This is a genomic window from Larkinella ripae (assembly GCF_054780775.1).
Genome location: NZ_BAAGVR010000028.1, coordinates 103433 through 121842 on the forward strand (window position 1 = coordinate 103433; position 18410 = coordinate 121842).

16 protein-coding genes are annotated in these 18410 nt (G+C 54.8%); 8 read left to right on the forward strand and 8 right to left on the reverse strand.

Features of this window, described 5'->3' with window-relative positions:
- Positions 1 to 261: 261 nt before the first annotated feature.
- The 3 genes from ACYVHX_RS22240 to ACYVHX_RS22250 all read right to left on the reverse strand — a co-directional run bounded on the left by ACYVHX_RS22240 (position 262) and on the right by ACYVHX_RS22250 (position 1548).
- Positions 262 to 702 (reverse strand): response regulator, encoded by a 441-nt coding sequence (locus ACYVHX_RS22240; RefSeq protein ID WP_460673894.1) that lies wholly within the window; start codon positions 700 to 702, stop codon positions 262 to 264.
- 140 nt (positions 703 to 842) lie between these two features.
- Positions 843 to 1271 (reverse strand): response regulator, encoded by a 429-nt coding sequence (locus ACYVHX_RS22245; protein WP_460673895.1) that lies wholly within the window; start codon positions 1269 to 1271, stop codon positions 843 to 845.
- A 73-nt stretch (positions 1272 to 1344) separates the two neighbouring features.
- Positions 1345 to 1548, reverse strand: coding sequence for a hypothetical protein (locus ACYVHX_RS22250; RefSeq protein ID WP_460673896.1), 204 nt, complete (start codon positions 1546 to 1548; stop codon positions 1345 to 1347).
- 53 nt (positions 1549 to 1601) lie between these two features.
- Between ACYVHX_RS22250 and ACYVHX_RS22255 the strand changes: the two genes are divergently transcribed.
- Together ACYVHX_RS22255 and ACYVHX_RS22260 are read left to right on the forward strand one after the other, a co-directional pair.
- A complete protein-coding gene (locus tag ACYVHX_RS22255; RefSeq protein WP_460673897.1) occupies positions 1602 to 5711 on the forward strand; it encodes a hybrid sensor histidine kinase/response regulator transcription factor in 4110 nt (1369 codons plus the stop codon).
- 365 nt (positions 5712 to 6076) lie between these two features.
- Entirely contained in the window at positions 6077 to 6967 is an 891-nt protein-coding gene (locus ACYVHX_RS22260; protein WP_460673898.1) for a hypothetical protein, read from the forward strand.
- An 80-nt stretch (positions 6968 to 7047) separates the two neighbouring features.
- On the opposite strand, the gene ACYVHX_RS22265 is transcribed toward ACYVHX_RS22260, so the two are convergent.
- Entirely contained in the window at positions 7048 to 8187 is a 1140-nt protein-coding gene (locus ACYVHX_RS22265; protein ID WP_460673899.1) for a glycoside hydrolase family 43 protein, read from the reverse strand.
- Positions 8188 to 8923: 736 nt separating this feature from the next.
- Here ACYVHX_RS22265 and ACYVHX_RS22270 point away from each other — a divergent pair.
- Positions 8924 to 10912, forward strand: a complete 1989-nt coding sequence (locus ACYVHX_RS22270) for a tetratricopeptide repeat protein (protein ID WP_460673900.1) — start codon at positions 8924 to 8926, stop codon at positions 10910 to 10912.
- Between the two features lie 191 nt (positions 10913 to 11103).
- The gene (locus tag ACYVHX_RS22275) at positions 11104 to 11835 is read left to right on the forward strand and encodes a DJ-1/PfpI family protein (protein ID WP_460673901.1); all 732 of its coding nucleotides are present in this window, start codon (positions 11104 to 11106) and stop codon (positions 11833 to 11835) included.
- 33 nt (positions 11836 to 11868) lie between these two features.
- Here the strand turns inward: ACYVHX_RS22275 and ACYVHX_RS22280 are convergent, their stop codons facing one another.
- Entirely contained in the window at positions 11869 to 12855 is a 987-nt protein-coding gene (locus tag ACYVHX_RS22280) for a 2-hydroxyacid dehydrogenase (protein ID WP_460673902.1), read from the reverse strand.
- Between the two features lie 272 nt (positions 12856 to 13127).
- On the opposite strand from ACYVHX_RS22280, the gene ACYVHX_RS22285 reads away from it, so the two are divergent.
- From ACYVHX_RS22285 to ACYVHX_RS22295, 3 genes are all read left to right on the forward strand, one after another.
- The gene (locus ACYVHX_RS22285; protein ID WP_460673903.1) at positions 13128 to 13490 is read left to right on the forward strand and encodes a hypothetical protein; all 363 of its coding nucleotides are present in this window, start codon (positions 13128 to 13130) and stop codon (positions 13488 to 13490) included.
- A 199-nt stretch (positions 13491 to 13689) separates the two neighbouring features.
- Positions 13690 to 14598 (forward strand): LEA/WHy family protein, encoded by a 909-nt coding sequence (locus ACYVHX_RS22290; protein ID WP_460673904.1) that lies wholly within the window; start codon positions 13690 to 13692, stop codon positions 14596 to 14598.
- Between the two features lie 139 nt (positions 14599 to 14737).
- Complete coding sequence (locus tag ACYVHX_RS22295) at positions 14738 to 15280, forward strand: Rad52/Rad22 family DNA repair protein (protein ID WP_460673905.1); 543 nt, start codon at positions 14738 to 14740, stop codon at positions 15278 to 15280.
- A gap of 77 nt (positions 15281 to 15357) precedes the next feature.
- Here the strand turns inward: ACYVHX_RS22295 and ACYVHX_RS22300 are convergent, their stop codons facing one another.
- From ACYVHX_RS22300 to ACYVHX_RS22310, 3 genes are all read right to left on the reverse strand, one after another.
- Positions 15358 to 15537 (reverse strand): hypothetical protein, encoded by a 180-nt coding sequence (locus ACYVHX_RS22300; RefSeq protein WP_460673906.1) that lies wholly within the window; start codon positions 15535 to 15537, stop codon positions 15358 to 15360.
- Positions 15538 to 15780: 243 nt separating this feature from the next.
- Positions 15781 to 16176 (reverse strand): response regulator, encoded by a 396-nt coding sequence (locus ACYVHX_RS22305; protein ID WP_460673907.1) that lies wholly within the window; start codon positions 16174 to 16176, stop codon positions 15781 to 15783.
- Between the two features lie 413 nt (positions 16177 to 16589).
- On the reverse strand, positions 16590 to 17258 hold the full coding sequence (locus tag ACYVHX_RS22310; protein ID WP_460673908.1) for a YdcF family protein: 669 nt from the start codon (positions 17256 to 17258) through the stop codon (positions 16590 to 16592).
- Between the two features lie 276 nt (positions 17259 to 17534).
- Between ACYVHX_RS22310 and ACYVHX_RS22315 the strand changes: the two genes are divergently transcribed.
- Positions 17535 to 18209: an SGNH/GDSL hydrolase family protein gene (locus ACYVHX_RS22315; RefSeq protein ID WP_460673909.1), complete on the forward strand. Its 675-nt coding sequence runs from the start codon at positions 17535 to 17537 to the stop codon at positions 18207 to 18209.
- Positions 18210 to 18410: the final 201 nt, after the last annotated feature.

Consider the following 18410-nt stretch of genomic DNA (forward strand, 5'->3'; position numbering starts at 1 on the left):
AGATGCCGCTGCTGACGGCTGGAATGGATTCCCTTCAGACACTTCCGGTAAGCCGCTGTAAATCGGAGTATTTTCAGGAATTCACGGACGCCCGGCGAACCTGCTGGTGCAGTTTACTCCAGCGTTCAACGGGTGAGTCGAGGGCTATGTGTCAGGCACTTACCAATCTAAAAATAAGCTGGCCGCCATTTTGGTAGCAATGAACCGACCTGAACCCACCCCTGCGAACGAACGCTCAGGTGCGGGGATAACGGGTGGGAATCAGTCCTCTTTTCGGTAGTAAATAGTGGGTAGCGCAACCGTTTCAACCCAGTAAAGGCGCAGGGCCTCCAGTAAAGTCTTCCAACCGCCAAGGTCAAACGGTTTGGCAGCAAACGAATTGGCTCCGGTTTCGTACGAATTGCGAATATCCGCCGGTGCCCGGCTGATGGTGAGCATCACGACGGGCAGTCCGTTATACTGCCTTTTGGAACGTAAGTAAGTCAAAAAGTCAAACCCGGTTTCCGGACTGTCCAGATTGATATCGAGCAGGATTAACCGGGGGCCGTAGCCTTCTAGGGAATGCAGGTAGTCTTTAGCCTCCTTTGCCGTCGCCACTTGGGTGAAGGTCGCAGTGGGAAAGCTGGTTGGGGCAACCCGGTTTAAAATTTCCAGTATCGTGGAGTCGTCGTCAATAAGCAGAATTTCGAATGTCGGGGGCATAGCTGAAAATGGATCGGGAAGAGTTAGTCACTATGCCTGATTGCCACAAAACCAGACTAACTTCAAAAAGAAATCGTGGGCACCGAAATGCTTTGGACGGGCCGACTTCCCGGAGGCAATTGGTCCTACTTCAGGCGGTTTTAGGTACCCGATGGTAAACTGATTGTTTTAAACCAATACTGCTTGAGCATTTCAACGTAAGCTTTCCAGCCTTCCAGCGATTCCGGCTTGTGCGTAAAAGCAACCGCACCCGTATCATACGCCTGCTGTATTTCGGGCTCTCCTTTTAAATTGGAAAGCATAATGATGGGAATGTGTCCCCGAAATTGGTGACGGAGTTGACTTAACAGCGAAAATCCATCCGTTTCCTGGTGAAAATCGATATCCAGCAGGACAAGGTGTGGCTGGGGTTTGGATCGATCGTCCAGATAATGGATAGCTTCCTGGGGAGAAGATTTCAAGACAAATTGGGCCTCCGGAAAAAATTGCCGGCCAACTCGGGTCAAGATCTCAAAAACAACAGCCTCATCATCGACAACCAAAATCTCGGGCTGCGGACCAGTTTGCATAAACCATTTGCGATTTAGGCAGCAAAGTAGGGTATAAATCTCCGCTATCCAACCATTTCTCGTGAAAACGTTTTTATTCGCCGGCTAAGGCAAAGCGGGCCCGAAGCCCGTTGCGGTTGCGCAGAAACCCACCCGGCAGGGCCCTCTTTTTTGCGGACCGCCCGAAGGGGCTTACGGCAAGCGTACCGGAATAAATGCCGGTTTGCAACTGCGGACTCCGGATTGAACCAGTACCGGTTTTCTTCCAGCCCGAAAGCGACCTTTTGAGCGGGTCCATAAATTTTGCTTAATAAACAGTATTATTGCAGCGGATCTTCCTTGACTTTACGAATGGCAAAGCTGTTGGCTTTTTGTTCCGTACGTCTGTACGGGCTTCTATTGCTGGCTATCCTGCCCATGCAGGGCTATGCCCGTCCCAGGCCGACCCCAAAAGCAATCCCCAATCAGTTTGAACACCTGTCCGTTGAGGACGGCTTGTCCAACAATTACATCACGTCCATTCTTCAGGATCGGGACGGTTTTATGTGGTTTGGCACCGGCGATGGACTCAATAGATACGACGGATCTTCCTTCACCGTTTATAAACCCGACCCCAGCCAGCCAACCCGTAGCTTTCAGAATGGCTTTGTAATGGGAATGTGCGAAGGCGATTCCGACCGACTATGGGCGGTTACGAACGGGGGTGGTCTGCACGAAGTAAACCGGAAAACCGGGTTGGTTACGCCACATCCCATTCAGGCGGGTCGGGCCAATCGCTGGAACACCCAGCTTTCGGTTTACCGGGACCGGCAACGCATTCTCTGGGTCAGCACCCAGGCGGGTCTGGCGCGCTATGATCCCGCCCGCCACCACTTCACCCTGTATCCGTCGCCCGACATCGACCTGGAGATTAAAACCGTCTTTGAAGACCGGCAGCAGCGGTTTTGGGTGGCCACTCACCGCGGATTGTATCTTTTCAACCGCGCCACCGGCCAGTTCCGGCGGATCGCCATTTCGGGCTTGAAGGGCCCGCAGCCTTCTTTTCAATCCTTTTTCCTGGATGAAAACGATGTGCTCTGGCTGGGGTGCTCGACGACGGGGTACAGTCTGTTCAAACTGGATCTGCGCCAGCGGCCGTGGATCCTGATTCCGTTCAACCCGGGCGGCCAACTCAATTCGTACGTGTGGCGGAACACCATCCATCAGGATTCGTCGGGTATGGTGTGGCTGGGCAGCACCCAGGGGTTGCAGGGGCTCAATCCGGTAACCAACCAGGTGGTTACCTACCAGTCCGATCCCAGCCACTACAAGGGACTCGCCAGCAGCAGCGCCCAGGCGGTTTTTCACGACCGGTCGGGAATGCTCTGGGTCGGAACCGATAACGGAATCGACCGTCAGGCCCTGAACACCAAAGCCTTTAGCGTTTACCAGGTGAAGGCCAACGAGCGCCGGGCCAGTGTGCCCGAAAACCGGACCTACGCCATTTTCAAGGATCGCCAGGGGCAGCTCTGGTTCAACAATTCGCCCATTCTGTACCGCCTTTCGCCGGACCAAAAACGGCTGGAACGAATACCCCCCGAAAACCGGGCCCCCGTGGTGGGGACGAACACCAACGAAGTGACCGAGTTCTTAGCCGACGATCAGGACGGAATCTGGATGGGGTCGTATGAAGGGCTGTATCACTACGACCCGGCGTCGCGACGGTTTGCCAATTATCCCTCCAAAATTCCGGCCCGGTACATAGCGGCCCAGCAGAACGGGGATCGGACGGTGGGGGATGTCTGGATTGCCGGTCATGGCGGTTTTGCGTCCTTCAACACCCGCACCCATCAGTACACCTACTATCCATATGAACCGGAAAATCCAAACAGCATTCCGGACAAGGACGTATACGGGGTCCTGGTGAGCCGGGTCGGCGAGGTCTGGCTGTTGATTCACCGCCTGGGCGTGTGCCGCCTGGATCCCAAAACCGGCCGGATGACGCGCTATTCTGCCGGCGCCCAAGGGCAGCTAAGCAGCAATGATGTCCGGTCCATTCACGAAGACCGGGACGGGACCATCTGGATCGGAACGCACCGGGGCGGTTTGAACCGGTTCGACTACCGGACGGGCTTGTTTTCGGCCATCACCCACCAGGACGGCATCCCCGGCAACGCCATCATCGGAATTATCGATGATGCGTCGGGAAACCTCTGGCTGAGCACCAATGAAGGCCTGTGCCGGGTCAATCCCCGCACCAAAGCCATTCAGAGCTACACGGTTTCGGATGGCCTGCCCAGCGACAATTTCAAGCATAACGCCGTCTTTCGGGCCGGCGATCAGCTCTTTTTCGGCAGTGAAAATGGAATTGTCCAGTTTAACCCCGACCAGATTCTGGAAGACAAGCGGCCTTTTCCGGTTTACATCACCCACCTGACGGTGATGGAACAGCCCCGGGCACTCACCGACACGGTAATCCGTCTGAGGCACGACGAAAACCTGATGTCGATCAGTTTTGCGGCTCTGGCCTACGAGCAGCCCCGGCAAAACCAGTTTGCCTACCAGCTCGTGGGCATCAACAAAGGGTGGGTGCAGAACGGAAACCGGAACGTGGTCAACTTCACCAGCCTGCCCCCTGGCCACTATACGTTTCGGGTAAAGGCCGCAAACAGCAACGGTTTCTGGACAAAAAACGAAGCCTCCATCCACCTCATGGTGCAGCCGCCGTGGTGGGCCACCTGGTGGGCCTACGGTTTCTACGCGCTGGTGGCCGGCGGCCTGGTCTGGGCGTATATCCGGTTTTCGGTCAATCGACTTCGGCAACGCCAGGAGCTTGAGCTGAACCGCCGGCAGGCCGAACAGCTCAAAGCCGTGGATGAACTGAAAACCCGGTTTTTTTCCAACATCACCCACGAATTTCGCACCCCGCTTTCGCTGATCATTGCCCCGGTGGAGAAAATGATTCAGGAAGAGCGTTACGACGGGCCGATGCTCAAACTGATTAATCACAACGCCCGGCAGCTGCTGCGGTTGATCAACCAGTTGCTGGATCTGTCCAAACTGGATGGGCAGTACATGGCCGTATCGCTCATGCGGGGGGAGGTCACCGATTTTGTTCAGCAGATCGTTGCGGTTTTCCAGCGGGCCGCCGAACAGAAGGGGCTTACGCTGACGTGTAGCCTGGAGCGTTTTCCCGATCGGGAGTACGTATTCGACGCCGATAAGTGGGAGAAAATCCTGACCAATCTGCTCGCGAATGCCCTGAAATTCACCGAAGCGGGCGGGCACGTGACGCTGAGCCTTTCGCCCGTTTGGACGGACGACGCAATGACGGGAGTCCAGTTTCAGTTGGTCGATACCGGCATCGGCATTGCGACGGAACAGGTACCGCATATTTTCGACCGGTTTTATCAGGCCGATGCGTCCACCACCCGGGCCCACGAAGGAACCGGGCTCGGCCTGGCGCTGGTTCACGAATTGATTCAATTGCTGGGGGGAAATATCCACGTCGAGAGCCAGGTGGGAGTCGGGACCCGCTTTCACTGGACCCTGCCGGTCGGACCGGTTTCCCAGGATCTGGACCTGCCGCGCGTGAACGGGATGCAGCAGCCGGTTGCCGAACCACGCAGCCCACTGGCAACGACGTCCGGTCCCGGTACGAATCCGCCCTGGGAGCAAACCGCCCGCCCGCGACTCCTGATCGTGGAAGATAACCGGGAGTTGCGGGAGTTTCTGGTGAGTGAACTGAACGCTGCGTACCACGTTTTGCAGGCCGTCGATGGGCAGGAAGGGTGGGAGGTAACGCAGGCCGAATTGCCCGACATAATCCTGACGGATGTGATGATGCCCCGGATGGATGGCGTTGAATTGTGTCAACGAATCAAAAACCACGCGGAAACCGACCACATCGCCGTCGTGATGCTGACGGCCAAAGCCGCCCAGCCCAGCCGGATTCAGGGGCTACAGCACGGCGCCGACGACTACCTATCCAAGCCCTTTAGCGTGGCCGAACTGCACCTGCGGCTCCGGAACCTGATCACCCGGCAGCAGAAATTAGGCGATTTTTACCGGCAGCAGTTCGCCCTGCCCACCCGGTCCAACGGAAAACCGGAAAGGGCCCCCAACGCCCCGGTGCTTATTCCGGAGGGCATCACCGATCCCTTTCTGATGCAGTTTCTTTCCGTGCTGGACCAGCATCTGGATGACCCGGCGGTGGGGGTTGACTGGCTGGCCGACCAACTGGCCGTAAGCCGGAAAACCCTGTACCGGAAAATCCAGAGCCTGATTCAAATGGCACCGACGGACCTGATCCGGCACCACCGCATCCGGAAAGCGGCCGAGTTGCTGCGGGCGGGGCATACGGTGGCGGAAACGGCCGATCGGGTCGGTTTTAGTACCCCCTCTCATTTCACGGTGGTATTCAAAGAACTCCATCAGCAGACTCCGACGGAGTACATCGCCAGCCTGATGAAAAAGCACTGACCAGGCGTTTGCGGGCTTTTTTCGGTAGAATGTCCCCAATCAGACGAAATCTGACCCTATTCCGATAGCCTCAGGAGCGGAAAAAGGCGATTTTTGCCTTACCAAATTCACCCCTTAACGTGAATTACGGTTCAGCTGGCTTAGCGGCCGGCTGGCAAGACGTTCTTTGCTTCCAGGTTACCGACGGGATGCCCCTCCAGGGCAGCATACCCCTGATGCACATTGATTGATTTTCGATTCATACGGTTTTACTGTTTTTGGTCTGCTTGGTAAAAAGTGCTGATTATCCTTACTATATCCATACTATTTCAATCTGTTAGTTAGTAGAAAGCATATTCGATAAAAAGGTATTAAACTGCTAAACCATGGCCACCACACGTTTATGTTCCGGACTAATTGGGCTGCTTCTTGTCCTTGAATTTTTGGGCTGTGTCGATCACCGCATTCCGGCCGTTGCGCCCGGTGCCAGCCGGTTACGGGTAAAATCCATTGCCCAGCAGATAACGGGCAGCAATAGCCTGAGTACCGTCAGCGCTTTCTCCTACGACGGCCAGGGGCGGCTGAGCTTGATTGTGGCTTATCAGCTACCCGATAGCGCGGCCACCCCCGTCGAAAATACGGTTTATCAGTATGATGGGCAAAACCGGCTCACGCAGGTGAAGCACTCCGTCGTTCGCCGGGGAACGGATGAAGAAACGTACACCCTGACCTACAATGGAGCGGGCCAGGTGGAGTCGTTGGCGAAGGAACCCGCTACCTTTCGGATAACACCCCAGTATGATTCCGATAACAAGATTTACCGCTATGGCAGAAGCATCAGCGTAGGCGGCCTCATGTCGAGCGGAGGAGGCACATTTACGTATACCGAAAACAATATAACGTCCACCACCGATGGATTGTCAATCGTTCGGACCGGAGGACCCGGCGGGAATGTGTACAGCCGATCAACGGCCACGACGTATACGTTTGATGACAAAATCAATCCCTTTTATGGCGTATTCATCGTTCCCGCGCCGGGGGTGTTTCAGCCGTTTGCCAATTCACCGTCGTATTTTAATCCCTATTATACCCTGTACGGCGGCATTGACAACCCCAACAATTTTAGTCAGAACAACATCCTGACCGCCGTCGATTCGCACGGAAAGACGATTGGCTACAGCTATACGTACAACGGGTCCAACCTGCCCACTTCCCGCACCACCACGACCAACGGGAGTGTGACGGAGGTCCTGCAATACGAATACGAGTCGTATTGAGTCGAAAGCGGTTTTAACGAAGCGCATGCCGTCCTTTTCTGTCCTAAGCGTGTTCGAAACCGTAAGCAATCAGCAAACGCTTACGGTTTCTTCCCGGATTTCGATCCGGCGGAGGGACGTTTCTGGGGCGTCGTGGTCGGTCCCGAAATGGTGATTTTGCCGTTTTTGACCTGCATCCGGTCCACGAAAACCACCCGCTCGTCGCCGGTTTTGGCGGTGCGGCCGTGGTAGACGCAGAACATTTCGCTGCCGTCGGGCGAGTAGGCAATGCTGTTGTGTCCGGTACCCGTCACGGAGCCGCCTTTGTCGACATTCTGTTGCAGAATCGGATTGTTAGCGGCTTTTTTAAACGGCCCCAGTGGCGACGAGGCCGTTGCGTAACCAATGGCGTAATAGCGACCGCCAAAATGATTTGCCGAGTACATAATGTAATACATATTCTCTTTCTTGAACGTAACGGAGCCCTCGGTCCAGCGACGATTAACCTCGCGCGCTGTCACCGAGCGGCTTTCCCATTCGGCCTGTTTGTCGTTGAGCCGAACCGGGGGGCGCAGCACCAAAACCGGCTGGCCGATGACGCCGGAAAAATCCGGTTTTAGTTCGACGCCGTACACCCAGCTTTCCTCAATCTCCTTATACCAGCCTTTTTTACGGGCAAAATCGGCCACTTCACTTGCCACGGGATGTTTGTAGCAGGCCCGGGAGTAATACAGATACGCCTTGCCGTTGGTATCAAAAAAAACATTGGCGTCGATGATCGGGTAGCCCGGATCAAAAACCGGTTTGTTGGCCAGGTCGACAAAGGGGCCGGTCGGCTTGTCGGCCACGGCCACCCCGATGCGGAAATTTTCCACTTCGTTCGTCGGGTTTTCTTTCCACTGTGCACTGTAAAACAGGTAAAACTTCCCCTTCACTTCGTACACTTCCGGCGCCCAGTAGGCACCCTGCCAACTGGCTTTCGGATCGCTCCACCCGTTTTTATTGTCGTGAAAATAGACCTGCCCTTCCGGTTTCCAGTTCACCAGATCGTTGGATGAATACGTAACAAATCCTTTTTTGGCTCCTCCGCCCGTGCCGTACAGGTAATATTTTCCCTGCGTAAACAGGATGTAGGGATCACCCAGCTTGATCGGCAAAGGATTGGAAAACGTGGTTTGGGCCACAGCCGGGCCCCAATGCAGCAGGGAAACAACGGCAAACAGGAATAGGAATCGTTTCATGGGAATGATCAAATGGGAAATGCCCAACGGTGCCCCACCCGGTTTTCACGGCGCGAGAGTCCGGGCGTTCGTCAGGTAAAAAATTGAACTCGCAAAGATAAGCCGGTCCGCCACTTTTTAGGAATTCCGGCGCGTTTGTTTTGCGACCGCCTTTCTCGGGCCATTGGTAAGAAATGGCCCGGCCCTGAAAAACCGGAAATTTCGGCGTAACTCCTTTGGAGGTGGACTTATAACGAAAGAATCAAGCCGATTGGGCAAGGCGGTTTTAGGAAGGTATACGAGCTTAAGCACTTTTGCAGGAATCGAAAAGAGGCTACGAAAACACTTCCGGAGACGAATCATCCCGAAACCGATACGAACGACGAAAAGGGGTCCGCAAGTGGAAAGCTACCGGAGAACTTAAAAATGGTGGTGGCGTTAGCTGAATACCCGGAAAAACACAGCCGGAAAACCAAAACGGAAGGAGCCGCTCTGGTGGAACCAGTTTGTGGAGGCATAGAATTTTACCGTGATAAGAAGGGAGTCCGCGAATAATTCGGTATTATTGGCTAAGTAATTATACGTCGTGTGTATGGCCCGGTTTCTCCTGTTTGTGCTGCCGCTGACCGCGGCCTTTTCTTCGTTTGTTTACCAGAAAAAAGCCTCACAATTCGGCAACCGCCCATCCGGTGGCTGACGGTCTGGCAAACCGCGATTTACATTCCTGATCGATCTCAATTTCTCCTAAACCAGACCGATGCAATCGTTGCTGATGAAATGCCTGGCCGTTACGTTATGCTTCAGCCTGCTGCTGACCGCTGCGGGCTTCGGGCAACCGACCCTACCTGACACCTTTACGGCCCTGCAGGCGCAACTCGAACCGCTGCCCGACTCGGTTCAGTTCGAACGCCTGAACAATTTCATCCGGGCCCGGGTTGAGCAGGGCAACTTTATGGAAGCGACAAGTGCTCATCAACGGATGCTGGTGATTGCAAAGCGGACCGGAAACCAGCTGTTTCTGGCCCAGTATTACTCATCGGCGGGCTATCTGGCCAAAAATCAGGGCCAGCCCGCGCGGGCGGTGGTCCAGTTTCAGCGGGCGGCCGCCATTTATCAGAAAACCGGTAAGTGGCATCGCCAGGTGACCGCCCTGGAGCGCATTGGCCAGACCTACGCCGACGTGCGCAACCTGCCCCTGGCCGAAAACTACTACAACCAGGCGCTGGCCATCGCCCAGAAGCACAACCTGCCAAATGATGTGTCGGACGTTTATTCGAATCTGGCGGTGATCTACGACCTGCGCAAGCAGTACGACAAGGCCCTGGCGGTTAACGCCCAAAGCATCAAAATTGCGCAGTCCATCGGCGCTGACTATTCCGTATCCTTACTGAATCAAGGCATTTTTCTCAAGAACGCCGGTCGGTACACCGAATCCGTGGCGGCCTACCAACGGGCGTTGCAGTGGGCCGAAGCGCACCAGGATACCTACCTGAAAGAATTTATTTATCACAACCTGCCCAACACGCTGCTGCAACTGAACCGGCTCGACGAAGCTGAATACTACATCCGGAAGTCCCTGAAATCGGTTCGGCAGATGCCTTACCAGCAGATGCGGCTCAAAGACAGTTACGAAACGCTGACGGCCATCTACGAGCGACGAGGGCAGTACCGACAGGCGCTGGACTACCACAAACAGTGGGTTGTTCACCGCGACAGTGTCTTTAATGCCGAGAAAAGCCGCCAACTGATCGAGGCCGAAACCCGCTTTCAAACCCGCGAAAAGCAGCAGCAGATTCAACATCTGGACGAGGACAACCTCCGGCAGAAACAGCAAGTCCGGGGCCTGATTGGCGGGGTTTCGCTGCTGATCCTGTTGCTGGGCATCATGGGCTGGCAGTACCGGGCGCTCCAGCGGGCCAACCGGCGGGTCAATCAGGCGCTGACGGATTTGAAACGAACGCAGGATCAGTTGATTCAGAAGGAAAAAATGGCGTACCTGGGCGAGCTGACTGCCGGGATTGCCCACGAAATTCAGAATCCGCTCAACTTCGTCAACAATTTCTCCGAGGTGAGCGCGGATTTAGCCCGCGAACTCCGCGAAGAACTCGACAAAGTAGACCTGCCCGCCGACGACAGATCCTATCTGGGGGACATTGTCACGGATTTAACCCGCAATCAGGAAAAAATCAACCAGCACGGCCAACGGGCGGCCGGCATCGTGCGGGGAATGCTCGAACACTCCCGGGCCAGTACGGGCGAACGACAATCCACGGACCTGAACGCCCTGGCCGACGAGTACCTGAGAATGGCCTACCACGGTCTGAAAGCCAAAGAAAAGGATTTCAACGTGGCGCTGGTGACGGATTTTGACGACCGGCTGAGCAGCGTCGAGACGGTTCCGCAGGACATCGGCCGGGTGCTGCTGAATCTCTATAACAACGCTTTCTACGCCGTTCAGGAGAAGCAGGGCATGGGGCAGGCAGGCTATCAACCCACCATCACGGTGCGTACGCATCGCCAGAACGGGCAGGTTGAGCTGCGGGTAAACGACAACGGTACCAGCATCCCCGAGTCCGTGAAATCCAAAATCTTTCAACCGTTTTTCACCACCAAACCCACCGGACAAGGCACGGGTCTGGGCTTGTCGCTCAGTTACGACATTGTAACCAAAGGACATGGCGGCACGCTGGAAGTGGAAACGCAGCCGGGCGAAGGCACTCAGATGGTGGTTCGGTTGCCGGGCTAACGTCTCCGGGTAGCCGGTTTTTCCAGCGCGTACTGCCTGGGTTGGCGGATTACCGTTCTTTGATTGATCCTCCCAAAGCCGCTTTTCAGCGCTATAGACCCGGTTTTTGTCAGGCGCGGCCGGCGCGTTCAGCCACCGGTTTGGGTTCAGCTACTTTTGCTGCGGCTTTTGAACGTAAACGGACCCGACAGATGAAACCCCTCTTCAATTTAATACTGGCTGTCCTTGTGACGGTTTTCGCGCCGGGCCTGGGCGTTGCCCAGGCAAAAAAAGTGCTGATCGTTTCCACCAACGTGAACACCCTGCAAAACCAGGCGAATGGAACGTTTCTGATGGAAATTGCCTATCCGCTGGCGGTTTTTACCACACTCGGAATGGAGGTTGATGTGGTAACGCCCCGGGGCGGCAAAGCCGCTATTTATCACCGGGGGGGCCTTCCGGATAGCTTAGCGCGCATTCAGGCGAACGAGCTGTTTGTTCGGAAAACGACGCATACGCTGGCGCCCCACCAGGTAGTCGCATCGGCCTACGCCGGTATTTTTTACCCCGGCGGTGGGGGGCAGTTTTACGATGTGGTCCATAACGATGCGATTGCCCGGCTGGCGGCCGCCATTTACGAGGGTGGTGGCGTGGTCGGGAGCGCCGGTCACGGGGCGGTTTCCCTGCTCAACATCCGGCTGACGGATGGCGGTTTTCTGGTAAATCAGAAAAAAATCACCGGTTTTCCGCAGGCAATCTCGGCCAGGTGGCTGCCCATCGACTGGGAGGCCGAATTGAAAAAACGGGGTGCCACCGTCGTCCTGCCGGTTACGGCGGCCGAAAAGGAAAACGGCGTGGAGTTGTATGACCACCGAATGGTCAGCGGTTCCTACGCCGAAAATGCCCAATGGGTGGCCCGGCAAATGGTTCGCCTGATGAACTGACCTAAAAACCGCCTGCCAAAGCCGCCCGTCGTTTCACACTTCGTTTCCGGACGCCCGGCCCTCCGCAAAAGCCTGAATGTTCTGGCAGGTGGTCAGCGCAATTCCCTGAAGGGCGTTGCGCGTAAAAAAAGCCTGATGGCCCGTGATCAGCACGTTGGGGAACGTCAGCAGGCGCATGAACGTATCGTCCTGAATGATCGTATTGGACAGGTCTTCAAAAAACAAATGACTTTCTTCCTCGTACACATCCAGGCCCAGATACCCAACCTGTCCGCTTTTCAGGCTTTCAATAACCGCCTGCGTATCGATCAGGGCACCCCGACCGGTATTGATCAGCATGACGCCCTTTTTCATCAGGCGAAGCGTGTCCGGGTTGATGATGTGATGGGTTTGGGGCGTCAGCGGGCAATGCAGGGAAAGAATGTCGGACTGGTGCAGCAGCTCGGCCAGGGAAACGTATTCGATTCCGATTCGATGCGCTTCTTCGTCTTCGACCAGATCAAAGGCCACCACGCGGCACCCAAACCCGCTCAGAATGCGGGCGGTTACTTTGCCGATTTTCCCCAATCCGAGCAGCCCGACGGTCTGACCAAACAAATCAAACCCCATCAGGCCATCCAGCGCAAAATTGCCTTCCTTGACCCGGTTATAGGCCCGGTGCGTTTTCCGATTCAGGGCCAGCATCAGGGCCAGTGTATGCTCAGCCACCGAATGCGGGGAGTAAGCGGGCACGCGCATCACCTGCAAACCGTGGTGTTGGGCGGCTTCCAGATCCACATTGTTAAAACCGGCGCAACGCAGGGCAATCAGGCGCACCCCCTGCTGCGCCAGTTGCCGGATGACGGCGGCATTTGCCCGGTCGTTGACAAACAGGCAGACCACCGGCGAATCGGTGACCAAACCGGCGGTGGTCTCATCCAGCGGAACTTTTAGAAACCGGAGCTGAAAGCCAAAGTCGGCATTCGTTTGCTCAAAGAACGTGATGTCGTAGGGTTTGGAACTGAAAAATGTAACCTTCATAGGCATTTCATCGGGGGATTACTTCGACGACCGGAAAATTTTCAGAACGGCCACGCTGGAGCGGCTGGCGTTTCATGGCTGGCAAGTTAACAACTTATCTTGGTGCGAGCCAGCATCAGGGTTGTGCGGACCGACGGTCTGGCTCAAAAGATTGATTCAGGATTCTTTCCCCAAAACTCCAATATCCGGACCATTTCCTCAATACTTCCCGGTTTTCATTCGGGCCGAAGTCCAGAACAGTTATCAATCGGACACTCAACACGCTGCAAACGATGGATACCAAACCGATCACGCCAACCTTACACGGAATTTTGGATTATGGATTCGCGGGCGTTCAACTGGCCGCGCCGTCCGCCCTGGGACTCAACGGGCAAATCGTTAAAACGTACCAGGCGCTAGGGGCCGGTTTTTTGGCGGTCAATGCACTTACGGATACGCCGGTAGCCCTGAAACGAGTGATTCCGCTGCCGGACCATCAGAAAATGGATGCGGTTATCCTGACGGGGCTCTCCCTGCTCACCCTGGCCAGCTTTATCCGGAAAGACAAACGGGCCCTTGGTTTTCATCTTGGATTTCTGGGAGCCGCCATCACCAATTACCTGTTAACCGACTATCAGGCTGGATCCCGAACGTAGCGTCGGTTCCCCAAAAACCGCCTGCGCCATCCCCGGACCCGAATGCCCGGCCGGTGGCCATTCAGGAGCAAATCAAACTCTAATCGCCCGGACCGGTTATGGATGGGATGGAACGCCAACCGCCGTTCAGAACTCCCTGACGTGAAGGGCTGAAAGCTGATCCGGGGCCGCCGTCCACTCCATTAATCAACCCCTAATTATGAAAAAAGGCTGGATCATTGCGCTTTCAATACTGCTGATCGGCGTCATCGGCGCGTATGTCTGGTACAGTCGGCTGAAAAACCGGGCGGAATCCGAAGGGGGCGCGTTCAATGACACGCTCAAACCCCGGCTGGAAGTGAGTACGCTCGAAATCACCAGCATCGACGACGACCGGATCAAAATGAATGTTAAAATGCTGATCGACAATCCCCTGCCGGTCGGCTTCAAGGCAAACCGGCTCCGCTACACCATTCTGATGGCGAACACGCCCGTGATCGAGGAATCGTACGAAAAACCGATCGAAGTCAGGTCCGGCGACAGCACCTGGGTGGTTTTGCCAATGGAAGTAAGCCAGAAAAAGCTCCTGACGGTGCTGGAAACCCTGGACCGGAAAGACATCGACAGTACGACGTATACGGTTCGGAGCACATTTGATCTGGACGTGCCGGTTTTGGGCGAGCGCACCTTTCAGCAAACCATTACCCGCCGGCTGCCCACTTTTTATCTGCCCGAAATCAAGGTGGAGGATCTGGATTTCGGAAAACTGGGACTGAAACGGACGGATATCAGCGCGAAGGTGGCCATCACCAATAAAAACCGGGTTCCATTTAATTTCACCGATACGCACTATACGGTTTCGATCGACGGCAAGGAGATTGCGGAGGGGGACCAGCCGGAAGCCATTCTGATCAAAGAACAGGCCACCACGCCCGTGGTTTTTCCGCTGACGATGCGGCCCGGGAACACCCTGGAGCTATTGCCCAAGATGTTGTTCGACAAAAAAGACACCCCGTTTCTGGTGACGTTTCGGTGTAAAATCATCGACAAGGGAAACAATTCGATGTTTCAGAACAGCAAAATGAACACGGTGGTGCGGGGTACGCTGGCCGATTTCAAGAAAGATTGATGAACCCTTGAAAAAACGCCTTTCTACGGGCGTTTCGCCCCCTGAAATGATGCGGTGAGAGGGCGGTTTTTTCTTGAAAAAACCGCCCCAAAATGATCGTTTTTGCGCCCGAATTTGTTTACTAAGAAACAACTCATGCATGGACATTAGCAAACTGACCGCTCCGCTGCGGCCCGAAGAAATCGAATGGCGGGTGCAGCAACAGATCGAAGCCAAAAACGGCAAACCCGCAAAATTGATCGTGGTTCCCTACATCACCAACCGCTGCGTTATGGAGCGCTTTGACGAGCAATTTGGCTGGGCTAGCTGGAGCAACGAAATCCGGGAGATCGAGGGTGGTTTCCTCTGTACAATTACGGTAACCCTGCCCACGGGTGCCACCGTCAGCAAAACCGACGGGGCCGGGCGCACGGCCGTTGAACCCCTGAAAGGAGGCATTTCCGATTCGATGAAACGGGCGGCTGTTCAGTTTGGTCTGGGTCGGGGTCTGTACAATTTCCCGAAAGTTTTCGTGGAAGTGGAAGGCAAATACATTCCGGAATGGGCGAACCGGCTTCTGGACGCGCTGGTGGATTCGATCAACAGTGGCAAACCGCAACGCGATGTCATCGTTCTGAAAGAAGAGCATGTCCGGCAGTTGCAACCGCCCCGGATAGCCAGTCCGCAACGGGCTGCGGCCTAGTGTATCACGGATTTGTCACGGAATAAAACCGGTCAGCACCTGCTACCGGTTTTTTAGTTTTCGCCCGCTAAGGAGCTCTAAATTTTAAGCTTTATTTTCTTTAGCAGAGTTTCCTGCTGCTCAATGACGCGCTCCAGTCGTTGGGAAAGCCGGTTGTTCCGGTCCGTCAGAGAGGCAATGCGTTCTTTCAGTTTCTGACAATCACCAGCAAACTGCTGAAGGGTAGTAGCGTTTAACTGCTCATCAAATTTTACCATCTCATTCCGGTTGAGGGAGCATCGTCCGGTAATCGCGGAAGGATGTTCGGCGAAGATGCTCAGATTGAACGGATTAGGATAGAAGACAGAGGGCGTTAAACGTATCAAATATACATTGAACAGGAGAGAATTGTTTGAAAATTTATAAAAAATCTTTACTAGTTTCTAAAAAGTAAATTCATGCGGTTTTTGCTTCGTCAGCCAGACGGAGGGTCGGAAATGGAGCGCATTCGGTGCGTTGATTCAGGAGAAATGGCCGGCCAGGCAAAGGTCCTTGACAAACTTGCACCAGTCCTGAAAGTTGAGGGGTTTTCGCGTGATTTCGTAGACGCCAATCGCCTGCGCGCGTTCCACCAGCGCCAGGGTCATGGTCTGACTGAACAAAACGACTTTGAGGGATCGGGTGGAAGGATTGTTTTTAAGCCATTCAACCAGCGTCAACCCATCCATGCCGGGCATGCACTGATCGACCAGGAGCAGGGTAGGCTGGCGGTCGGCTTGAATCGTTGCAATAATCGCCTGGGCATCCGTAAATGATTTCACCTGACAGCTGAGGGCTTCCTTTTTGAATGCCCGCTCAATGATGTCACCAACGGCCTGGTCATCATCGACGAGCCAGATGGCAGGCTTGTCTCGCATGATTCTGTTCCTTACGGAAAAGGTAGTTTATGAAGTAACGATTCTGGGCCGAAAAAGTCCATTCTTCAGCGAATTAATTTACCGAGACCCGGGCGATTGATCTACACCATACATGACTTGCTGGCGATTGTCCGGGCAGTTTGAACGGTGGCTGCCGATGTTTTTTAAGGCTGCATCAGCCGATGGCCCCTTCGGTCCCGAAAGTCAATCGGAGGGGCGTTGGTGAACTCATTATCAGACAAGAGGCTTTTTTAAGCCTAAATTACGAAAAGGGGGGCATCCGCTGCCCATAAAAATTCTCTAATTTAGTAGGCGGCAACGCCAACCCGGTTTTACAAAAATTGATCTTTGTTCCGTGCAAAAACCGCTCAGAATCAAGCGGTTTGGCTACTGGCCGGGCCCGCTTCGGGGCATTACTCCCTGATCAGGTGCTGGTCAAAACCGGCTGCCACCAGCGTTTCATACGCTTCCCAAACGTCTTGCGGAATGTCCTGCGGAATCTGAAATCCTTTGCGGGGATATTCCCTGATCCGTTGCAAATCGCCCACCATGATGTTAATCACCGCTTCGACGGACAGATCCGGGTTCGAATACTGATCCAGATAGTCTTCATACGAAACCTGCGGGGAGGTGACGTTCACCCGTTTTTCGGGCCAGACTTTCCGGAAGGTAGCGTAGCTCCGGCGTTCCATGTACGGTTTTTGAACCAACAGGAACCGGCCCGGGTCGAGGTGGCGCTCGGCCAGGAGCTTCTGGGTGAAAAGGACATTCTCACCGGTGTTCGTGGATTGGTTTTCAATCAGAATGGCGTGGGCCGGAACCCCCATTTCCCGGGCGATTCGGGCGAATTGATCGGCTTCGGGTTCGCTCCACATCGTTCGGGTAATAACGCCCAGCCCGCCCGAAAAGATGAGCAGCGGGGCCCATCCCGCCAGCCAGAGTTGCGCAGCCCGTTCGGCCACGCGCGTATCGTAGCTGCAAAGCACCAAAATCGCATCGGCGGGCTGGAGGGGCTGATTGAGCTGGTGGTAATTCCAGAGTTTCTTCGCTAGTTGGTGAACGGCGGGCGAGCGTGGAGTCATACGGGTTGATCAGGAAACGAGGCAAAGATACCGGCAAAACCGGGTTCTGCTGCGATTCGGCCTTTGGCGGTTGCAATTATTTTCCGGTTTTTCAGTGGGTGGGGAGTTGGGGATCGAAGGCGCGTTTCATACCCGGTTTTTGCCGAAAGTGGAATGAGAAAACGAAACGAATTGACTTCGGGAAATACAATTTCCGGATGATTCTGCCGTTACTTATGCGTCCAAAAACCGGATCTTGCCCGCCTGGCGGGATCTACTTCAACGAACATTTTGCTAATGACTTTTCTTCGTTTCTCCCTCGTCCGTTTCGCCATCGCCTTGTTTGTCACCACCTTCTGGGGCTGTCAAAACGGGGGCGTTTCGCCCGATAAATCCACTTCCAACTTCATTGTGGGTTGGGGCGACAGCCTGACCGAGGGCGTTGGCGGTACGCCGTATCTGAACGAACTCGAGAAACTGACGGGCTACAAGACGTTCAATGGGGGCATTGCGGGCCAGACCAGCACCCAGATTGCCAAGCGGATGCTGGCGGACAAGGAGAAACATTCGTACAACACGATCATCTGGGTAGGCCGCAACAACTACCTCGAACCCGACAACATCAAGGCCGACATTGCGGCCATGGTGGCGGCTCTGGGGCATTCGCGCTACCTGATCCTGAGCATCATAAACGGCCACATGGGACCCAAAGAGCAGGTTTTTGGCGATGGACACAAGGCGATCACGCAATTGAACGGCGAGCTGTATAAGCTCTACGGCGATCACTACATCAACGTGCATGCCTACCTGCTTTCCCAATACAATCCAAACAGCATGGCCGACATCATCGACCATACCGACGATGTCATTCCGGCTTCGTTGCGGGCCGACGAGCTGCACCTCAATTCGGCGGGTTATGCCAAGGTGGCCGAACGCATCAACCAAAGTCTGCACACGCTCACCAACCGGTAAGTAAAAACCGCCTTTTGACAGAAAACCGCCCGATCCGTCGGCGGGTGCGAAAAACCGGCCGGTTTTCCGGTTTCAGTGGGGAGCGCACCGAGGACCCGGTTTTTCGACGGGCTGTATTTTATGGATAATTCCTGGTGATTTTCCTGAAAAAATACAAAATTGGGAACAATCATTGCTTGAGGAGTGTCTAATCCGTAGGCA